General features: G+C 47.3%; 16 protein-coding genes. 6 read left to right on the plus strand and 10 right to left on the minus strand.

Annotation, left to right across the window (positions count from 1 at the left end; genetic code table 11):
• Positions 1 to 336: 336 nt before the first annotated feature.
• Positions 337 to 873 (minus strand): GDYXXLXY domain-containing protein, encoded by a 537-nt coding sequence (locus N1689_RS09535; RefSeq protein ID WP_260058697.1) that lies wholly within the window; start codon positions 871 to 873, stop codon positions 337 to 339.
• Positions 860 to 3,070, minus strand: a complete 2,211-nt coding sequence (locus tag N1689_RS09540; RefSeq protein WP_260058698.1) for a DUF2157 domain-containing protein — start codon at positions 3,068 to 3,070, stop codon at positions 860 to 862. Before N1689_RS09540 ends, N1689_RS09535 begins: the two co-directional genes overlap by 14 nt.
• A gap of 377 nt (positions 3,071 to 3,447) precedes the next feature.
• On the opposite strand from N1689_RS09540, the gene N1689_RS09545 reads away from it, so the two are divergent.
• Positions 3,448 to 4,806 carry an esterase-like activity of phytase family protein gene (locus tag N1689_RS09545; protein WP_260058699.1) on the plus strand — a complete coding sequence of 453 codons (1,359 nt, stop codon included), beginning with the start codon at positions 3,448 to 3,450 and terminating at the stop codon, positions 4,804 to 4,806.
• A gap of 1,034 nt (positions 4,807 to 5,840) precedes the next feature.
• Here the strand turns inward: N1689_RS09545 and N1689_RS09550 are convergent.
• The 7 genes from N1689_RS09550 to N1689_RS09580 all read right to left on the minus strand — a co-directional run bounded on the left by N1689_RS09550 (position 5,841) and on the right by N1689_RS09580 (position 11,281).
• On the minus strand, positions 5,841 to 6,299 hold the full coding sequence (locus N1689_RS09550) for a hypothetical protein (RefSeq protein ID WP_260058700.1): 459 nt from the start codon (positions 6,297 to 6,299) through the stop codon (positions 5,841 to 5,843).
• Positions 6,300 to 6,719: 420 nt separating this feature from the next.
• Entirely contained in the window at positions 6,720 to 7,139 is a 420-nt protein-coding gene (locus N1689_RS09555) for a hypothetical protein (RefSeq protein ID WP_253418021.1), read from the minus strand.
• A gap of 175 nt (positions 7,140 to 7,314) precedes the next feature.
• Positions 7,315 to 7,719, minus strand: a complete 405-nt coding sequence (locus N1689_RS09560; protein WP_253418023.1) for a hypothetical protein — start codon at positions 7,717 to 7,719, stop codon at positions 7,315 to 7,317.
• A gap of 311 nt (positions 7,720 to 8,030) precedes the next feature.
• Positions 8,031 to 8,402 carry a hypothetical protein gene (locus N1689_RS09565; RefSeq protein WP_253418025.1) on the minus strand — a complete coding sequence of 124 codons (372 nt, stop codon included), beginning with the start codon at positions 8,400 to 8,402 and terminating at the stop codon, positions 8,031 to 8,033.
• 128 nt (positions 8,403 to 8,530) lie between these two features.
• Positions 8,531 to 9,235 carry a DUF1868 domain-containing protein gene (locus tag N1689_RS09570; protein ID WP_253418027.1) on the minus strand — a complete coding sequence of 235 codons (705 nt, stop codon included), beginning with the start codon at positions 9,233 to 9,235 and terminating at the stop codon, positions 8,531 to 8,533.
• 70 nt (positions 9,236 to 9,305) lie between these two features.
• Positions 9,306 to 10,424, minus strand: coding sequence for an ROK family transcriptional regulator (locus N1689_RS09575; RefSeq protein ID WP_260058701.1), 1,119 nt, complete (start codon positions 10,422 to 10,424; stop codon positions 9,306 to 9,308).
• A gap of 29 nt (positions 10,425 to 10,453) precedes the next feature.
• Entirely contained in the window at positions 10,454 to 11,281 is an 828-nt protein-coding gene (locus tag N1689_RS09580; RefSeq protein ID WP_260058702.1) for a glycerophosphodiester phosphodiesterase family protein, read from the minus strand.
• Positions 11,282 to 11,496: 215 nt separating this feature from the next.
• Between N1689_RS09580 and N1689_RS09585 the strand changes: the two genes are divergently transcribed.
• From N1689_RS09585 to N1689_RS09600, 4 genes are read left to right on the plus strand one after another with little or no spacing between them, the layout of a single operon-like run.
• Positions 11,497 to 12,564, plus strand: a complete 1,068-nt coding sequence (locus N1689_RS09585; protein ID WP_046102998.1) for an ABC transporter ATP-binding protein — start codon at positions 11,497 to 11,499, stop codon at positions 12,562 to 12,564.
• Positions 12,561 to 13,430: an ABC transporter permease gene (locus N1689_RS09590; RefSeq protein ID WP_260058704.1), complete on the plus strand. Its 870-nt coding sequence runs from the start codon at positions 12,561 to 12,563 to the stop codon at positions 13,428 to 13,430. Before N1689_RS09585 ends, N1689_RS09590 begins: the two co-directional genes overlap by 4 nt.
• On the plus strand, positions 13,427 to 14,269 hold the full coding sequence (locus tag N1689_RS09595; RefSeq protein WP_253418031.1) for an ABC transporter permease: 843 nt from the start codon (positions 13,427 to 13,429) through the stop codon (positions 14,267 to 14,269). The genes N1689_RS09590 and N1689_RS09595 overlap by 4 nt, the downstream gene beginning before the upstream one ends.
• 15 nt (positions 14,270 to 14,284) lie before the next feature.
• Positions 14,285 to 15,385 carry an ABC transporter substrate-binding protein gene (locus N1689_RS09600; RefSeq protein WP_150029134.1) on the plus strand — a complete coding sequence of 367 codons (1,101 nt, stop codon included), beginning with the start codon at positions 14,285 to 14,287 and terminating at the stop codon, positions 15,383 to 15,385.
• A 509-nt stretch (positions 15,386 to 15,894) separates the two neighbouring features.
• Here the strand turns inward: N1689_RS09600 and N1689_RS09605 are convergent.
• The gene (locus tag N1689_RS09605) at positions 15,895 to 17,811 is read right to left on the minus strand and encodes a methyl-accepting chemotaxis protein (protein WP_260058706.1); all 1,917 of its coding nucleotides are present in this window, start codon (positions 17,809 to 17,811) and stop codon (positions 15,895 to 15,897) included.
• Between the two features lie 736 nt (positions 17,812 to 18,547).
• Here N1689_RS09605 and N1689_RS09610 point away from each other — a divergent pair.
• Positions 18,548 to 18,799 (plus strand): hypothetical protein, encoded by a 252-nt coding sequence (locus N1689_RS09610; RefSeq protein WP_222925541.1) that lies wholly within the window; start codon positions 18,548 to 18,550, stop codon positions 18,797 to 18,799.
• The last annotated feature ends 160 nt before the right edge of the window (positions 18,800 to 18,959 follow it).

Genomic DNA, 18,959 nt, shown 5'->3' on the forward strand with positions numbered 1-18,959 from the left:
ACTGGTTAATAAATTCCTGATCAGATTCTGTTTACCTTACGAAAAATATGCACATACCGTCATCTGTTACATCATGCAAAGATGGTATTACGGCTTCAGCGTCCGCTTCTGGCACATAGCGGGCATTCAATTCTCCCATTGTTAGCAGCATGGCGCTTTGAAAGCGTATTGCCCGTTTTTCAGCTGAGGCTATGACGGGTTAAGCTAACCAGGCCAGAACGATGGTCGAAGGCTTGCGAAGGCATCGTGATGCGCTGTTACAGAAACCCTTTTAGTAAAAGCTATCAAGGCCGTCTGCCAGCCTGTTTTGTGCTGTTCAGCGAGCGTCTTGCATAGCTAAGGCTGAATCACCTTTCCCTGTTCATCAAGCAGATCCGTCAGAAGTGCTGTGCCGTCGCTCCCCACGCGAAATGCCCCGTATCGTGCCTGCGTGAAACGCTCGCCATGACCTTCCTGAAAGAAATAAGCGTTGGTGCCGACGGTCAGCGAGCCGGAGTGTTGATGGTATTTTACCCGTAGCTGATTCGTCTGTAGCGGCTCACCCTGATCAAACCGGGCCTGAGTTGCATGACGCTGCGCATCGAGGTACACAATCAGAGTTCCGCTGGTGGGCAGGCATGGCGCTGACCGGGTTGCGCCGCAGGCCACCGCCTGTTGATACAGGATCTGCTCCAGCGGTCGGGTGAGGGCATAATTCAGCGCCATGTAATCACCCTGCATCAGGGAGCGCGGGTCAACCGGCGCAAGGGGTAATATCATGACCGCGCCCTGTTTCAGCAACTGCTCTTTTTGCCAGATGCTGACATTAACGGTCACCAGCGCCAGCGCTATCACCGCGCCTGTCAGCCATCGGCTCTTTTTACGCGTTCTCACTCGCACCTCCGATCTGTGCGGGTAACACTTTTGTGACGACCCACGCCAGCCCCAGCAAAATCAGACCACCAGCCAGCAGCAACAGCGCTTTATGCAGCAGCAGCACTTCCAGGAAGTAATACCAGCCAATGACATACAGCACCATGAACCCGCCACTGACCACCAGCAATCCCGGACTTCCCTGATAACGTGCCATCAGAATTAACCACAATCCCAGCCCGATACCCGGCGCATAAAGGGCGGCAGCCCCGCAGATAACGGCGGCGGGCAGCGTGATGATCGAAAACAGCGGCTGACTGCTCTTTTTCTGACTGAGCGCACTCAGCACTAAGCCTGCCGCAATACCGGTGCCTGTCGCAGGCGGAAGCATAGAAAACTGCGCAGAAGACCAGAGTAAATTCATGAGAACCGCCGCGTTTATGCCGAGTGAACTCAGCACCATCAGACCCGCCGGGATGCCATACAGCAGGGGATGCACGGCGTCAGCATAGGGTCCTGCCAGTAATCTCAGTTGATGACTGACAATCCACAGCCACAAAAACATCACCGCTGCCACCAGCAGGGAAACAGCAACGCGGCCTGCCGTTGGCGACAGGTAGAGCAGGGAAAGTAAATAGCCCGCCAGCACCAGAAAAAAAGTCAGGGCAGTGATGGCCATAAATCGGTAAGTGCTGTCAGGCATCGCCACCGCCATCGCCGCGAGAATCGGTAATGCGCACAGTGAGCTCAGCATCATAAAGCTGACGTCATCGCTCTGGATTTGTAACACAACGCCGATAACCAGCCCACACGTCGCCGCAATGGCCCATGCCAGCCCAAGGTGATACTTACCGTCACGATCGCTGCGTAACAGGCCGCGGGCAATCACGGCGAGGACCAGTGAAGGCCCGATAAGGGTCACAGCATTCGGGTCGTCGAGCAGGTCAGTGCTATAGAGCACCAGCGCCATCAGTAATAGAGTGATGATCGCGGCGACCCAGCCTCCGACGCTCAGCGCCAGCCTCAGATACCAGGGCAGATTGGATGCGTGACCGCGTTGCTGAATCTCCCTAATCTGTGCGTCGCTCAGCAGACCCTGATGACGCAGGGCATCTGCCAGGAAGGTCAGCCCGGCCGGAGCCTGATCGAGCGGTCCCTTTTCAGCCAGTTTGCGCTGCCACTTCAGCAGGATCGAACCATTTGCCGCCACCCAGAAAATCATCAGAACGCCGGTCAGATACAGGTCAGCCGTAACATAGGCTACAAGGAATAACTGCATGATCAGTGCGCAGCCCACAATTGTCAGACTGGTGATGCCCAGCGTCAGCATACAGAGATCAACATGGCGATAACGGTACAGGTAATAGCCTGCCAGCAGGGTGGCCACCCAGCCGCCCGTGACTAACGTAAAGTGGTTAGCACCGTGCCCGTCAGAGATATTTCCGGCCACGATGGCGGTCAGCAGCAGCAGTAAAAATCCGGCCATGACGCGTGAGAACCAGCGGCTTGCCAGCCAGCTCTCAGGATGATGCGTTATTGCCCGACAGGCCAGAAATTCCCTGATAATCAGGCAGGCTGCCAGCAGTGCCAGATAGACGTGCAGCACTGTCGTCGGGAGCCAGAAGAAGCTGTCAGACACGGCGAGCTCCAGCAGTGACGTCGGCAACGTGGCGGTGTAATAGAGCTGGAACGCCAGGTTAGCGACCAGCCAGCTGCAAAACCACAGGCTGTTTTGCCGGGCAATCAGCGCCAGCGGCAGAAGAATGCATAACCAGGCCCGGAATAGCTCCCAGCTATCCGCACCCGTCTGATAAATCTGTCCGTAAAGCGCAAAGAGAGCACCGAAACTTAATCCTGCTGCCAGCAATGCGCTGCGTGCCAGCGTGCTGTACCAGCGCCACCAGACCACTACCGCCAGCGCGACGATCAGCAGTTCGGTCAGGGCGAATTTCGCCATCTTCGGCAGCCAGGCCCAATTCCAGGCAATAAAAAACACCGCACCTGCAACCAGTGACAGCAATCCCAGACAGCAAAGTACCGGGATAAGAAACTGACGCCACTGCGAATCGGAGGGGCTGATACCACAGAAAGCAAAGATGCGCTGGCAGGTTTCCGGGCTCAGTCTTCCGACGTTGACCAGACCAGCAATCTGACGGCAAAGATACGCTGCCGTTCGTGATGGCATCCCGGTTATTCCATCAGGTGCAATCTCCCTCATACAATCTCTGCCTCTGTTTGCGGTGTGAGTTTGATGACGATAACCACGATTCTTCCCTGCGCTCACGCTTTGCTGAGCGGCCGATAATTTTGCTGAACAAATGTAAACATCTTTTGCGGGATATAACAGTGTCAATCTAATACGAGGGGGGAACGCTGCGCGATCCGCCACACTCTTTTGAATATGAGCATCGCTGACCAGAGCACCTGCGTTTACTGATGTCATAATCCTGATCGTTTTGTCTGAACAGACAGGTCCATCCCACTGAGCTCACGGGAAAATAATCACTCTGTTAACCGCCAATGTTTCCCGGTGATTTCATTTTTCTGTCACTTTTATTCTTTAGGCTCGTGGCTTTCCTTAACGGATATAAAAATATGAAAATAAAAGCGATTTCTCTGCTTATCGGTTGCGCACTCTCTTTATCAACATTAGCGGCACAGCCGAAAGTTGAAAGCTACGTCGTCAGTTTCCCTGAAGGAACGCGCGTGAGCTACAACGGGGCATTCGCCAGCGCATTTCCTCAGGGTCTGCCGGTGGGTATTGGTTCCGGTTTGCTGTTTACCGGTAAGCAGGGGGAGGCGCTGACCTTTGTTACCGTCACCGATCGCGGACCCAATGCCGACTCACCTGATGTCGGTAAGAAAGAATCAAAAATATTCGTCACGCCGGACTTCGCTCCACTGCTGATGAATATTCGGGTGCAGAACGGCAAAGCCGAGGCCACGGATGCCCGACCATTGCATGACGATAAGGGCAATATAAACGGATTGCCGTTGCAGGATGGCGTCATTGGATCAACTAATGAAGTCGCGCTAAGCGATACGCTGAAAGCGCTGCAGGGTGACAACCGTGGTCTGGATACAGAAGGCATTACGCCGGATGGCAAGGGCGGATACTGGCTATGCGATGAGTATGGTCCGTTCCTGATTAATGTAGATGAGCGCGGTAAAATCCTGGCGATTCACGGGCCGCAGGCAGCCGAAGGGGAGAAATCCATCGCAGGCGGTCTGCCGAACATACTCAAATGGCGTCAGCCAAACCGTGGCTTTGAGGGGATCACCCGCATGCCCGATGGGCGTATCATTGCCGCGGTGCAGAGCACGCTTAATATCGACGGTAAAAGCAAAAAGCAGGCGCGCTTTACCCGCCTGGTGAGTTTCGATCCGGCGACCGGGAAAACCGCGATGTATGGTTACCCTATCGACAGCGAGGCTTACAGTAAAAACAGTGACGCAAAAATTGGCGATATCGTGGCGATCGACAATCAGCATATCCTGCTGATAGAACAGGGCACCGATAAAAACGATGCGATGCGCAACCTTGTCTATAAGGTGGATCTTAGCCCGGCTACCGAGCTTTCAGCATTTGATAAGCCCGGTGAATACCCGGAGTTTGACGACGAGAAAACGCTGCTGAAACGCGGCATTAAGTTTGCCGCTAAAAAGCGGGTGGTTGATTTACGTCAGCTCGGCTGGCAGCAGGAGAAAGCCGAAGGGCTGGCGCTGATCGACGATAAAACGCTGGCGATCACTAATGATAATGACTTTGGCGTGAAAGCGGTGATGCAGGATCCGGTTGAAGGTAAGAAGCGTAAGGATTATCGGGTGACGGAGCAGGGGACGCTTAAGGTTGATGACAAGCCGGTTGCCACGACTATTAGCCTGAAGCCACTGAAGAAACCGGAGTCGGACAGTGAGTTGTGGGTTGTTACGCTGGCGGAATCGCTAAAATAAGATTCAAAGGAGTAAAGCGTTAACGTTCGTTTTTGGTCAAAGCGGACAGATGCGCATGTTAATGTCCGCTTTGTGCCAGAAGCGGACATTACCTAATTAAGTACCGGCAGCCGATGGCCAGCACGGAGCGTTTGACGAGGCAGGCGTCGTCAAAGCTGCTATCACCGCGCATCAGATAAGTAGCGACCATCAATACGGATTCTGAAAAAAGTGTCACTGTCTGCGGCCGCACAGAACGCCTGGTAAACCTTTGCCGGTACGGCAAGCTAGCGCCTGCAAGCGCCGTTCCGGTACTCCAGCTCCAGCACGCCTGTAGTCGCGTCGTATCCCGCGCTTCTGAAAAGCGCAGATGTAACTTCATGTCTGTTCATAGTGTTCTTCCGGGCAGGTCCCTGATGAAGAGAATATTTGATCGTAAAAGCGCGGGGCACCCGTGCAGAATACCTGTACAGGGTAAAATACAATGGCATACAGCATGCTGTTTACTTGCGGCTAATCCACTGCGTGTCCTTGACTATGAACGCCCCGGGCGTTTACTGAAAACTTTATAAAGTAGTGATTTTATTTGTTATAGGTCTTAACCGGTTTACACGTCGGCGTGCTTACGGTTGGTTCCTGTAACGGAAGGCCAGGAATCACGTGGGCTTCACAGTCTAAAATACGCCCCTTATCAGTAGTTGCGCGATACGATATCACCTGAGACCCGAGCGCGTCAGGCTTAGACATGGAAACATTAGTCACAGTTATCTCATCGGAAGACCCCAGGCCTAACATTTTGGAAGTATCAGCCTGTAGTATCGGGATTGCGAGATCAGGAGACATCGTAGTACACGCACTTAAAAGAAAAGAAATAGCTGAAATACAGATAATTTTTTTCATGATTTTAACTCCAGATTATTCATGTTAAATTTTATTTGCTAATTACCAATGGTCTACCAGCAACATATTTAGCTCATCGTTAAATGGTCAAGATTATTGATATAAGTATTCCTTTTAAGTAATGGTTTTTATTTGAAGTCTAGCAGGTATTCAGGTCAGTTTATTCCCCAATAATGTAATATGCCGGTTGTACCGAATCCCCAGCCTCCTAATCCACAGTTACCTTTGACTTCGTAGTAATCGATTATGTTCGTTTTGGGATCAGCCCAGAATCCAACTCTACATGACTCCTGCACATGTTGTGTTTCGAACTGATTAACCAGAACCTGACGGCCTTGTGACGTATCCATATAAGAACCGTTGAACTTTTCCTGATCGTATTCAAGTCCCTTAAAGTAAAATTGATAAAAATTATGTCCGTAAAATTTACTTTCCGTACTGACACTTGTTTCTGTACTAACAAACAATGGATTACCGAAAACCCTGTAGGCTTCATTGATGTTTTTTCCCATAAGATTTGCTGCTGCCGTCCGCTCCGGAGCCAGGGTAGAGCATCCTGATAGCAGCCAGGCAGCTGAAATAGTAACAGCTATTTTATTAATCCGTTCACACATTTTTTAAGGCCTTCTTAAAGGTAAATTCACTCAAGAAACAGCACCATATATTACATAGTGGTAATAAATTCTTGATTAATGCCCTGCCAGGTGCCTTTATTTCATTTCCCTTATATTCAGGATTGCCACCTAGCGAAAACCATTCTATTAATGTGCGCTGTTAGAAAAAAACTTATGACAGGTGAATTTATAATCCTGAACCCAGAAGTTATGCAGAATATTTTATTCCCAGTCATGACGCATACCATCCATACCGAATCCCTACATCGCCAGCCAAAGTTAACTTTACTATTTTCGCTCCCGCCAGCTAACGGTAAGATGCCAGGCGGAAGAGCGGGCGGATACGAGCGAATGAGAATTAAAAAATAAAAATAATGAGTCAGGAATGATTTTTATTTTCTCAATTAGCTCATAATTTAATTACATAATCCAGTCAGAAACAACTTTGTTTTTGGTAAAGTAAATTGTCAAAGAGTCGCTACGATGCTCTGAATTTCCGGTTACTTTATCAGAAACAGAAGTTATATCATCCTTGGTGTTCTGTGCTATAGTGGCACTAGTCATGGCGCCGCTTAGTGCTGAGGTTCCGGGAATGTATGAAAGCGCTTTTGAAAGCGAACTCATGTTACCATCCTTATTAAACGACCATACGTAACTACCGTCTGAATGTGATGTCTGTCTGTCTGGTGTGCCATAGAGAGCCTTAACCTCAGATTCTGTCGTTTTATTAGGCGTGATGTGAGCTGAAACATAACTCCGGGTAAACTTATCCTCACCGCTGAAGGAGCTGCATCCTGAAACAAGTAGCATAAATGAAATTGCTGCCGCATAAATCTTCATAATATTGACCTTATGATATTTCCTGAGTTGATTGAATTTTTATGACAAATTACCACCGAAGTTTTGTCAAAGTTTTTTCTTATACTGAAAAGCCCGTTTTTAACTGATGTTCTCCCAGTAATTGCCGGATTATGTAAGCTTTCTCCATATTAAATCCAGATAAGAGCAAGACTTACTAAAGAGTTGGTTTTGGTACCGGTATACTTCCATCAATCAATTTTGCCCCTTCAGGTCTTTTTGGGCAGCCACCTGATGAATACCATCTTGTTATTATCCCTTGCTCAACCAGAAATCGCTTATCACAGTTTGCATATTCAGGAATATAGTTCCACATACTTGAATCGTATCCATTTACAATCCAGTTATACTGGTAATCCAGTATGCTGCTTCCGTTACTCAGAGCCTGGCTGTTTTGAGGCGGTCCCCACGCCATTACCAGTTCATCTGCCGACGACCCTACCCATGATGCAGCGATATCTGAACTGGTCTGATAACGCTTATTAAAAATCAGGTTGCCGAGTGGAGAGCCTGCACATCCAGTCAGTATTAATAAAGGAATAATTAAATAAATGCACCGCATATGATTTCCCTTAAATCATTATTTATAAATTAAGATATTTTATTCTCATAGCTTCAGTTACTTTTCAACATAACACCCCTTTAACCAGAGGGTTTAATATTGCTCAGGCTGAATCTAATAAAATAAAAAGTTTCTTAGTATCTTTAATACTCCACATCTCTACATGCATTTTTCTATGGCGCCGCGCAGCTTTGTGACGGCTCAATGTTAAAATCGTTGAGCGGCCCCTTAATTAAAGACGAAATTTTTCAGTAATACATCGACAGATTTGCAAAGTATAAAATGAATCGCTGATTCATATACTTGCTGTATTACTGCAGTTCAATTTTCTGCCTTTTGTTAGAAAGACCACCTGTCGAAAGCCATTTTGTTAGTATGCCCTGCTCGACAAAAAAAACATGAGCACAGGTTTCATAATCCGGCATATGATTGCGCGTTGTTAAACCATATTCATTTACAGGCCTGTTATACAGGTAAGTCAGTGTGCTACATCCGGCACTCCGATTCAAGCTATATTGCGGCGTACCCCATGCAATCAGCAGTTCATCCTGCGATATCCCTACCCATGATGCAGCAATATCTGAAGCAATCTGATCACATTTATTAAGTATAAGATTACAGGATGGAGAGCCTGCACTCCCCGACAAAATCAAGACAGGCCTGATTAAAGAAAGCCACCTCATTTATTTCTCCTTCCCAGAAAACCTTAATTTTGCAAAAGCGACATTGAAAGATATTCTTCATTTTTTCAACAGGGTATCTCTTTTTCAGATCATCTTAAGGCTGTACTGTCAGAGAATTAATAAAAGTACTAGATTGTGCAAATTCTTCGGAATGAATACATGTCCCGTAAGGTACAGAACTCAAATTCCCGAATGGTAATGTTACCAGCCTTCGCAATCATTTCTCTCCACTCCATACTTTTTTCCCTATACTCCAACATTTCCGCTCCATCAAGCGTCTGCAGAAGATACCCGAGCGTAATATGGTACTGATAGGAGCAATGATCGTCGCGACGAATACCCGTTATTTCTGACAACTCATCTCTTATTTTTTGAAGACGGTTGTGTGTGGTTTGATCGGCCGGTTTTAGCGGGATGAAAAAATTATCATTTCTTCCCGGTAATGGTGCGTCTGAGTCCACTATGAAATCAAAGCGTTCAGACAGGCCTGGCTGACGTAAATTAAGTTTATCCAGAAAACATCTGTTAAGCTCCTCCAGCGCCAGCTCACGAGATATACCGGCTGGCCATGGGCCTGAATGACGATCGCACTCGTTTACACCGGTAAAAAGCGTAATGTGGTAACTGCTGGATGGAAGGGCCGTCATTTTCCTGAAAAAACGGGTTTCCGGCAGTTCTCTGTATACATTAAGAATTGTATCAAAAGTCTCAAATCCTTCCCCCTGCTGTTCAAGGTGGCCAAGAAATGTATTACCCGCAAAAGGTAAAGGACACCCGGAGGATGAAAATTTTCTTCCCACATCCGGGGCGTAACTGACAAAATCACGTGACATATCCCATCCTCTTTTACTGATATACGGGCCGGCGTACCCTTTACACCAGAGTAAAACTAATCCGGCACTGCTACTTTTTTATATTCAGTGTGTAATATAAAGGCAGCATTGCTGCCCCGCGTGACGCACCCTCTTTACTGAAAGCAGAAGCTTCAATTTGTGCTGATGGCCGTAACGGCTCTAATCGTCCGCTGACTCTCAGCCTGAGCTCCTTCACCAGCCGGCCGACGATTTTTTTAGGCATCGCGCCACCCAGCGTGATGACTTCAGGGTCCAGCCATTGGATACAGCTGAATATAATGGGTTCCAGTTGTTCACTGACACGCGCTATCCAGCACTCAATAACCTTATTCCCGCTGCAAGCAAGGCCATCAAGTTCATCGGGATCCAGACCGGCCTTCTCCAGAGTGATAAGCAAATCTTTATAAGAAGGCCTTGGCAGTTCGAGTGGGAAACTCATTCCAAGTTCTCCGGCATTCGAAAACCCCCCACTCAGAAGCTTATTGTCAGCAATAATGCCTGCAGCAATTCCGTAACCCAGATCAATAAGGACCAGGTCAGAAATGTTACTGTGATTACCGGAGTAATATTCGGCAATGACAGAAGCATTTACGATGTTTTCTACCCAGGTCGGGTAAGGTAACGCTGCAGCAAAAACCGTCTGAAGGTCAACCTCCCTCCAGGTATCAAGCCATACTACTGTCTGTCTTTTACGGCCGTCTTTTTTCAGGAATCCCGGAACGGCATATCCAATGCCCAGTATTCGTGAGTTACTTAAACGTTTCTTTTTAAGTGCACCGGCAACCATCTGTATGACCTGATTGACCGTATGGGCTATTTCACGGTTTTCAGCATGTTTTTCTGAAACCTGTATGAGCGGTTTTCCGCTTAGGTCAACGACGGCAATATCAATAAACCCGGGACTGAAGGAAACGCCTACAGAGCAGGCCCCTGCTGGATTCAGGCGCAGGGGTAAAGAAGGCTGACCACGCTTGCCATCATGTACAGGCTCACCCTCGATAATCAGCCCGGTAAAAATCAGTTCACGACACTGCTGTGTTATAGCTCCCGGAGTCAGTCCTGAGAGGCGACTGAGCTCGGCCCGTGTAACGGTGCCATGATTCCTGATCAGGTCGATCAGATTACGCTGCGTCGCGCTCAGTTCTAAAGGTGCACTGACTAAATTCATGATAATTCCTATATACGGGCATCAAATGGTTAAGCACATTTTAACCCGGCGTCTATGATGAGTCTTTTGACATACAGGACATCATCATGGCTGACCATGTCAATCAGACCTTCCTTCATCCAGAACAGTATCTCGCTGCGGACATCATGCCCGAACTTAAAACGGTAGTACTCCAGCGTATCGAGACCGAGCTTGCCCGGAGTAAGGTAAAGGCGTACACCTAATCCCGCCTGCTTATAGGCCTTCAGATCGTCTATATGTGTATGTTCATATTCAAGACAAACACAATCAGCACCCGAACCGAGAATAGCTTCAAGCTGATTTTTATAACGTTCAAGTGAGACTGTCTGAATCTTCAGACCCGGAACACTGTTCCTGACCTGATTAAGCAGTACATGGTTAAACCCCAGTAACTGCATTCTTTCGATAATGCCGGTTCTGGTGTTCACCAATTGGGTGAATCTTTCAATAAAGCGGTCAAGACGACAGCGCTGTTTTATCTCTACGACAAGACCCATATCGTGCCTGATCGCCCAGTCAAAAATGTCATCCAGGTGCGGTATGGCAGCCTTTCCTTCTTCGGAGGAAGCGCTGGCGCTAAAGTCATACGTTCTCAGTTCGTCGAGAGTCATATTTGCCACATAACCAGAGCCATCCGATACTCTGTCAATGCGGTAATCATGAATAACCACCATTTTCTCATCCTTAGTCATGTGCACATCGAGTTCAATACTCGACATTCCAGCCAGGCGTGCGCCATCAAATGCCAAAAGCGTATTTTCGGGATACTTACTGGAGTATCCACGATGGCCGTTCGCCAGTACGACCCCTTTACTGGCCTGATGGAAGTTGAACACGTTCAGCACCTTTGAGAAAAAGTATTATTCTTCACTATTAAGTATGTTATCTAAACTTAATAAAAAAAGCAGCGAAAATCTAATTTATTTTTTTATTTAATAAAATCATATATATACAGTTTTCTTAATGAGGGTTATCCTCACGTAATTCACTGTCACAAAATTTTAATGTTTAATCATTAAAGTTAATCGTGATGATAATTAGGGACTGCATGATGGCTAAACTGAGACTTGAAAAAATTACAAAGCGTTTTGACGAGTACTATGCAGCGAGAGAGATCTCTTTCGATGTTGAAGAAGGGGAGTTTGTCACCCTGCTGGGACCCAGCGGATGCGGTAAAACAACCCTTCTGAAGATGATTGCGGGATTCGTTACCCCAGACAGTGGAAACATCATTCTGAACGGTCAGGCAATTAATACACTACCCCCGGAGAAGCGAAGCACTGCGATGTGTTTCCAGTCTTACGCTTTATTCCCTCATCTGAATGTTGTTCACAATATTGCTTATGGGCTGAAGCAGAAGAGGATCCCCCCTGGCGAACAGAAAGCTACGGTGAATACCGTGCTGAAACAGATGGGCCTCGGATCACAAAGACACAAAATGCCTTCTCAGCTTTCAGGCGGGCAACAGCAAAGAGTTGCGATCGCGAGAGCCATGGTAACAAAGCCTCACGTCATGCTTTTTGATGAACCTCTTTCCAATCTGGATGCAAAGCTGCGTGAAAGTGTGAGATATGAAATCAAGCAGCTTCAGGAGCGCCACAACCTTACATCAGTTTATGTGACGCATGACCAGAGTGAAGCGCTCTCCATGTCAGACAAAATTGTGGTACTTAATGCAGGGAACATTGCGCAGGCAGGCACACCTGAAGAAATATACTATCAGCCGGCAAACCGCTTTATTGCCGATTTTATTGGTGCGGCAAATATTATGCAGGCAACCATATGCAGGGCAGAACAACCCGGCTATTACAGGGTATCCACTTCAATGGGGGGCTTCTACGTCAGCTCTTCCAGAGTACCTGAAAGCGATCATTGCTGGATATGCTGGCGACCCGAAGATGCTGTATACATTCCGGAAAGCAGAAAAGACTCTAATCACTTTACCATCACCGTTGAAAGTATGGCTTTTATGGGAAACCATACCGAGGCTTTGGGGCACACAAGCGATGGAACCGGCGTGCGGCTGCAACTTATAAAAAAACCTTACTTTAAAACCGGTGAGCAGGCATGTTTCTATTTGCCTGAAAATGCCATCGTATTTCTGGAGCCTGTGATATGAAAACTAATGTCCGGCAGGAGTTATTTGCCTGGCTTCTTATGATAAGCGGGCTTGGTACTATCCTTATGCTTATGGGCTCAACATTCTATGTTCTGATAGCGCAGAGTATTGGCTATTTTAATCTGACGGGTGAAAGTTATTTTACACTTCAGTACTGGTCCGGGATGCTTCGCGATCCCGTACTGGTGAGCTCACTTCTTTATTCATTGAAAGTTTCACTTCTCGGAGCCCTGGGGGCCGTTATTCTCGCCTACCCCATCGCTTTATGGCTGAGAAAGCCGCTGCCCATGAAAGAAAGTATCATTGCCATACTGCGTATACCTATGTTTATTCCTGGCCTTGTTGCAGCCTTTTTATTTATTAACATCATTTCATTCCATGGTGCTATTAATGAATTCCTTCTGGCCGCAAAAGTTATCGGTGCGCCGCTGCGTATGCAGAATGACAGTTTCGGCACGGGAGTCATTGTCCTGCAGATATGGAAGAATATGCCCTTTGCGCTGATTCTGATAAGCAGCTCAGTGAATACTGTGAAAAATGATCTTTTAAACGCATCGGTAAATTTAGGCGCTAATAAGTGGCAGCGGTTTATCACTATTGTACTGCCACTTACCCTGCCCGCAGTGCAGGTGGCATTGATTATTGTATTCATTGATGCGATCGGTGACTTTGCTTTTTATTCAGTCGCCGGGCCTCATGATGTTTATTCACTTGCGCGACTGATGCAGTCAACGGCTATGGAGTACGGAGAATGGAATAACGCTGCCGTGATTGCCATGATCATCATGATAACCTCACTATTATTCAGTATAGCAGTTAAGTTAATGATAACACCTTTCATGACATGCAAAGGCGACCTGAAATGAACGTGAACAGTCCAGAAAAGACCAGTGTAGTCATGAGAGTTTCGGTAGCTTTTTTTCTCATTGCTAATTTTATATGGCTTGGGCTGCCCGTGGGCATGGCGGTAATATGGTCGATGGTTGACCCTGCACATCCCTGGAGTTTCCCTGACATATTTCCGGACAGCCTCTCTTTCACAAGATGGGTAAATATGTGGCAGACGACATCGCTTCCTGACGCTATGTTCAACAGTTATTCGATAGCGTTAACAGTAGCTCCCCTGAGTCTGTTACTGGCTCTTCCTACTGCTTATGCTTTCGGACGCATACCTTTCAGAGGAAAAGGGATAGCTGAAATCCTGACACTGATCCCCCTCGTTATGCCGGGTATGTTGATCGGCATATTTTTCAGCGCCATGATCTTGCAACTCGATATCGAAAATCCTTTTATCAGCATCGTTACGGGACATACTGTCCTCGCACTGCCTTATGCAATAAGAATACTTTCCGCCGGTTTCCGGGCTGTACCGCAGGAGATGATTGACGCCAGCCGCGATCTGGGTTCGGACAGGTGGGCAACATTCAGGAATGCTTATCTGCCTTTTCTGAAGAGTGCCATTCTTGCTACTCTGATACTGTGTTTCGTCAGGAGTCTTGAGGAATTTTCCGTTTCATATGTACTGGGTTCACCGGATTTTATTACCATTCCGACAATACTTTATTCTTTCCTTGGATACACGTTTGTAAGACCAGACGCAGCAGTTGTATCAATGATACTCATCATTCCTAACATCTTCCTTATGATCATCATTGAAAGAGCGCTGAAGGATAATTATGCGGCTGAGGCAACTGGCAAATATTAATATGAAGAGGTTAATATGAAACGATTTTTAACTTTAACTACCGTTATAACGGTTACTTGTCTCTCTTTTTCCGCGGCAAAGGGAGCGCAGCTTTCAGAAATGACGTGGAGCGAGGTTGTCTCCCAGGCAAAAAACGAAGGGACAGTTAACTTTAATGTCTGGTATCTCAAGCCACAATGGCGAAATTTTGTAAAAGAATTTGAACATGAGTACGGTATTAAAGTAATCATTCCTGAATCGACCATAGACGGGAATCTGAATAAAATTCTTGCTGAAAAAAATAAAGAAACCGGGAAGCTTGATGTAGTAGGCTTTACGATGAGCCAGATGCCACTTGTCCTTAACTCTCATACCGTTTCGCCAGTAGCATGGCTTCCTGAATACCAGAATGGCTATAGTCAAGTCAATGGTACCGACTTCCTGGGATATGGCCTTGCATTCTGGGGAAGCCAGACCGGGTTTGCGTATGACCCGCTGCAAATGCAGGACAAAAAACTGCCTCAGACTCTGGAGGAGCTTCAGGGCTTCATCGACAACAATCTAAATTTATTTGGATACAATGATCCGCAAAATGGCGGGGCGGGTGAAGCTTTTATACAGAGAGTACTGACACTCCACGGACAGGGAGAGCATAAGTTAGCTGATAAAGCAGACCCGGCCGTTCTCCAGCAGTGGGATAAAGGATGGGAATGGTTTATTAAAAATAAAAGTAAGATCACGCTCACAAAATCGCAGGCAGACAGTCTTACCCGTATCAATGATGGCGAGCTTATTCTGGCACCTGCGTGGGAAGATCACCTGCTGACTCTTAAAAAAACAGGTGCAGTGACATCACGCATAAAATTTTATGTACCCGGGTTTGATATGCCTGCCGGTGCCAACGCTGTAGTAATAGCTAAAAATTCAGCACACCCCGCTGCATCTGCTCTGTTTGTCAACTGGCTGATCAGTGAAAAAACGCAAAGCGAACTCCATAACGTTTTTGGCTCAATTCCTGTCAATAAACATCTGAATAAGGAATTCGATGAGAAATTTCAGAAGGTAAGCTTTTATAACGCCCCATACAGCGTTGAGCTCAAAAAAGAATTTTCAAGGCGGGTATTGCTGAGACGATAAAATTTACCGTTAAACATTTTCCGCAGAATAAATGATTTTTATCAGGTTACACATCCTGTCTCTCATCAATAAGGTGCTATATCAGCTCTGGTATATGCACCTTTTGTCCTGTTCACGATGCGCGCGACTCACGCTCGCTTTCTGTGACCGCATTAAAAGTTATATGTGGCACACAGGTCAGGTGCCAGTAAGAGGTAATTCCCAGGGGAAATTTCGTGTATTAAGTTAAAAATCATTAACTGCGCATTATCTGGACTGACAAGATGGATTCTGCTTTTCGCTCAAAGCGGACATTGGCCTGCACAACGTCCGCTTCGTGCCAGAAGCGAACATTCGGAAGAAATCATAGGTAACAAGCAGATGTGTCGGCTGATATCAGTGCGTATTAGTCAGCAGGGCGCAGCCCAGACTGACTCAGCGTCATAAAAAGGCTTGTCACCTTACCGATATAATTTACGGAAGGAAACAGCCAGATGAGGTTAAACCCACCTCTGGCTGCCGGATGGATATCAGAAAGTTTCCCAGTTGGTTTCTGATGTCCTGAAGGACGACTGAGGTTTTAACACAGGCGTGACCGCCTGAACCTTCGGCGTCAGCAATCCGGAAGAAGGCACACGGAACACGGCAACGGTTCTCTCAAGCTCGAGCGCCTGCTCTTCGAGGCTGCTGGCCGCTGCGGATGACTCTTCAACCAGCGCAGCGTTCTGCTGAGTAGTTGTATCCATTTCCGTCATGGCCTGCGCAATCTGCGTGATCCCGCGGTTCTGTTCGTCCGACGCAGCGGCAATTTCACCCATGATGTCCCTGACCTGCGATACAGACCTGACGATATCCTCCATCGTATTGCCGGCACGGTTAACCAGCTCGGTCCCGTTACTTACCCGGCTTAGAGACTCACTTATCAGCGTCTCAATTTCTTTTGCAGCAAGCGAACTGCGCTGCGCAAGGTTGCGGACTTCACCGGCAACCACAGCGAATCCGCGCCCCTGCTCGCCAGCCCGGGCCGCCTCGACTGCGGCGTTTAGCGCAAGAATGTTCGTCTGGAAAGCGATGCCGTTAATAACGGAGATGATTTCCCCAATCTTGCCTGAACTCTGACTTATTCCCCCCATGGTGCTAATCACGTCGCTGATGATATTCCCGCCGCGGCTGGCATTGTGTGACGCGTCGGTAGCCAGCTGGCTGGCGTGATGCGCGTTCTCCGCATTTTGCTTAACCGTGGATGTCAGTTCTTCCATGCTGGCAGCCGTCTCGACCACTGCAGCCGACTGCTGTTCGGTACGTGACGACAAATCGGTGTTACCGGCCGCAATTTCAGAGGAGGCGCGGGCAACGTTATTCACGCCGTCCCTGACCCGCGAGATGATGTTACGCAGGCTCTGGTTCATGGTGCCCACGGCAGTCATCAGCTCGCCAAGCTCATCAGTGCGGGAGCTGGTTATTTCTGACGTCAGGTCACCTTCAGCAATACGTTTTGCAGACGACAGCGTTTCTCTCAGCGGGATGGTGATGCTCCGCGTCATTCGCCAGGCAATAATCAGGCTGAGAATAATACAGGCGAGGGTAGCCAAACCAATCTGCCAGATTGCGGTGTGGATATACTTCTGAGCCATCTCTGACTGAAAGAACGCGAGTCCTGTGATGGCGCTATTCAGTTTGCCTGCCGCTGCGGTCATTTCCTCTGAAGCCAGGCTTTCTGCCCGCACCGAAAGGAGATAATTATTTAACAGGGCGGAACCCGATAAAGTTTTCTGGTCCACTTCCGCCAGTATTTCAGCGAGCGCATTGTCAGAATCGCCTTTGAGCTGGTTAACAAGCGGAGCAATCGTGTCCCTGATCCCAGTGAATTTATCCAGCGCGACAGACTCTGGCTTTCTGATAAAGGCCTGGATATAAAACGCTGCCTGCTCTGTTTTGAAACTGAGAGAAAGCAGGGGCGCAGCAATCCCTGCGGGGACAGAAGCCTGACTGGAAGCCAGTTTTTCAGCCAGTGAGGCCAGATCCATCGTGTTTATCTGACTAAACGCGAGTGCAGCCCTGTCACTGCTCTCAAGAAAGGCCCGACGTTTTTCCTGATACTGCGCCAGAACCACACCCAGGAGAGAAAGCCTCTCACTTCCTTCGGCTGACCACGAGTACTTATCGAGACTGGTTCGTAAAGCAAACAGCTGATTCATCGCCTCGCCGTTAATCTCGATAAACTTTTTATCCCGGGTGTACTGAAAAAGCGTGCGGTTAAGCCTGGCTTTTGCCAGCGTGTCCAGCATCTGAACGGTAACATCCCGCTTGGCTGAGTTTTCCTGAATACTTAAAAAACAGCGAAACGCGAGCGCCGCTATGATAACAGAGGCCAGGATGACCAGTGTGAATCCCAGCGCCAGTTTGCCCCCTATTTTTAAATCCGTAACTTTTTTTATAATATTCATTTTAATAATCCCAGTGTTAAATAATACCCTGCTCCTGAAATAACCTCAGGCTTCAATACGGTATCGGTAAAAAAGATGCTTTGTTTACACCTTTTTTGAATGCATTTAAAAAGGTGTTTTCAGGAAGGATTTAATGAGTCATCCCGCTTCGGTTAGTGCTGGACACTACCTGGATTGATTGTCATTGCGGTTATGGTTTGGTATCAACCTTGTTTTAGCGGACAGACAATTAATAAGCATCTTTACCTGTGCATGAAAGGAAATGTAAATAAGTGCGTGTAGAGAAATGCGCACGTTTGCATTCATCATGCTCACCCACAGTGTGCATCCAAAATAAACCACGCAAGCTTATGATAAATATAGCTAAATATCATAAATCTTGTATTGGGCTACCCATTATCGATAGCAGAATGAGATTAAACCTGTGAAGGCTTCAATCACACTTTTACCGTGATAATTTCGCTTTTTAAGAACGTATAAATATTTTATTGTAAAAATTAAAAAACGCCGGTTTTATCTTAAAGTATGGTGCGATTATGACGATAAACTGTCACAGGCAGGCCTGCAGCAGTAGTCCTGAAGAAATAAATCAGCTAAACAGATTAGCTGCAAATACAGGACAGGTAATATGGTGGAATCCTCAACTTCAATCAATCTCTGAATGTTTAGTGAAATGATATTTTGTGTGGCATGTGGATTAGAAATGTATTAATGAATTTAACCTGAGGATGAGACTATGCCACTACGAGATGAAGATAAAGGGCAGACAATTATTAGCGAGGCCGCACTACGTCTGGCCCTCGCTGAAAAAGAGATAAATATTAATTCCCTTTTGATTGAACTGGGACACATGGCAACAGATAACTGCCACGACGAGCGCCTCAATAAAATTTTTGTAGCCAGAACATGGCTGAGAGAGTTCATCACTCCGGTTCCTGCGGAACAGCACGCACTTTACCTGCAGATACTCGCTGGCCTGAATGAATAAAATAACTGTTAAAAAAGCAGAATCCCTGTGAGGCAGCAATGATTCCATCGGACTCAGGCGGATCATTCCGTCAACACATAAAAATGTAATACGGTGACCTTCTATGACCGCTCAAAACAATCCTGTTTGTTTACACCTCCTACTGGCACAAAGCAGACCT

The sequence above is a fragment of the Pantoea sp. XY16 genome (genome assembly GCF_025153065.1).
GTDB lineage: Bacteria > Pseudomonadota > Gammaproteobacteria > Enterobacterales > Enterobacteriaceae > Pantoea > Pantoea alfalfae.